The sequence below is a fragment of the Thermomicrobiales bacterium genome (assembly GCA_023954495.1).
Lineage (GTDB): Bacteria > Chloroflexota > Chloroflexia > Thermomicrobiales > CFX8 > JAMLIA01.
In genome coordinates, this window is sequence record JAMLIA010000152.1 from 1 (window position 1) to 1,743 (window position 1,743).

Below are 1,743 nucleotides of genomic sequence, written 5' to 3' on the forward strand. Positions count from 1 at the left end.
CCGCGCGGTGCTGGAGCGCTACGAGCCGCGTGAGATCGGCACGCGCCTGCTGACCGGCGCTGAAGATGCCTTCGATCTGCTGGTCGATGCACCTCGCAAGCTCGATCGACTGATCAGTATCCTGGAGAGCGGCAACTTCGAGACGGCCATCAGAGTGGTTGAGGCAGAGCGCTACGTCCGCGAGTTCCAGTCGCTCATCAATCGACTGGTTGTCGCCTGGCTGGTTGGTACGAGCCTGATCAGCCTCAGTGTCCTGCTGGCCATCTATCGACCGAGCTTCGTCGAGGAATGGTTGGGGCTGCTGTTCTGGATCGGCGCGGCGGTGACGGTCGCGGCCGGCGGCATCCTGGTCCTGATCCTGATGCGCCGCCGGCCGTGATCGTTGGTCGTTACAGGTAGCGGTCGAACCAGTCCAGCATCGCGTTCAGACGCTCGATGCGGTGCTTCGGCTGGCCGGTTCGCGACATGCCGTGGCTCTCGTCCGGATACAGCATCATCTCGACTGTCTTGCCGCGCCGCTTCAGTGCCGTGAAGAGCTGCTGCGCCTGACCGATCGGGCAGCGCATGTCCTGCTCCTGATGCTCGATCAGCAGCGGCGTGTCGATGTTCTCGACGTAGGTGATCGGCGAGAGCTCCCAGTAGATGTCGGGGTCGTCCCACGGGTCGCCGCCGATCGTCTGGTCGGCCATCGCGAAGTAGATGTCGTCGGTGCCGTAGGTCGAGTACATGTCCGACAGGCAGCGCTGCGTCACCGCCGCCTTGAAGCGGTCGGTGTGGCCGATGACCCAATTGGTCATGAACCCGCCGTACGAGCCGCCGAGGATGCCCAGCCGCTCCGGATCGACGTAGCCCTGCTCGATCGCCCAGTCAACGGCTGCCATCAGGTCCGGCATGTCGTGCTTGCCCCAGCCGCGGAACAGCGCGCCAGCGAACTCGTCGCCGTAGCCCGCAGAGCCACGCGGATTGGTGTAGAGGACAACGTAGCCACGTGCCGCCAGCGTCTGGAACTCGTGCATCAGCGCCTCGGCGTACATGCCGAACGGCCCGCCGTGGATTTCCAGCAGCATCGGATACTTCGTGTCTGGGTCGAAGTTGGCCGGCTTCATGATCCAGCCATGGATCATCGTGCCGTCGGCACTGGCTACGCGGAACTCCTCAGGCTGCGAAAGCGCGATGCTGCTGCCCCACTCGTCCCCAACGTGAGTGAGCTGGCTCAGTGCGCCGTCCGCACCACGGATCCAGATGTCACCCGCTGTCGTCGGCGTGCCGACACCGAGGGCGACGCGACCATCCGGCAGTTGCGCAGCATTGCTCACCTTATGCGCGCCGCTGGTTAGCAGTGTGACGCCGCCGTCCGGCACATCGACACGCGCGAGTTGGACCGATCCCTCGTCGCTACACACCGTCAGGATCGACTTGCCATCAGCCGCCCAGCGCGGGGCGCTTTCGGCGAAGAACGTCGAGTCGCCGATACCCTGGTCGGCCAGTGAGCGGTCGAATCCAGCACTCATCGACTCAGGCGACCCGCCACCGGCCGGGACGATGAATAGTTCAGTCCTCGCGGCGTCGGACGACAGGTTGCGGGTGCCCAGGCAGGCGATCGTCGTCCCGTCCGGAGACCACGACGGGCGCTTCCAGCTGCCGGTGCCATCGCTGACCCTTCGAATGTCCTGCCCGGCTGGACGGATCGCGTAGATATCGCGAACCTCTGACATCTCCCAATCATCGTCGCGATTCGAGGAG

The 1,743-nt window shown here is 64.8% G+C and carries 2 protein-coding genes; one reads left to right on the top strand and one right to left on the bottom strand.

Features of this window, described 5'->3' with window-relative positions:
* Positions 1–379 (top strand): hypothetical protein (locus M9890_15760; protein ID MCO5178411.1); only part of this gene is annotated, 379 nt, incomplete at its 5' end.
* Between the two features lie 10 nt (positions 380–389).
* Here the strand turns inward: M9890_15760 and M9890_15765 are convergent.
* A partial coding sequence (locus M9890_15765; protein ID MCO5178412.1) for a S9 family peptidase occupies positions 390–1,743 on the bottom strand: 1,354 nt, incomplete at its 5' end.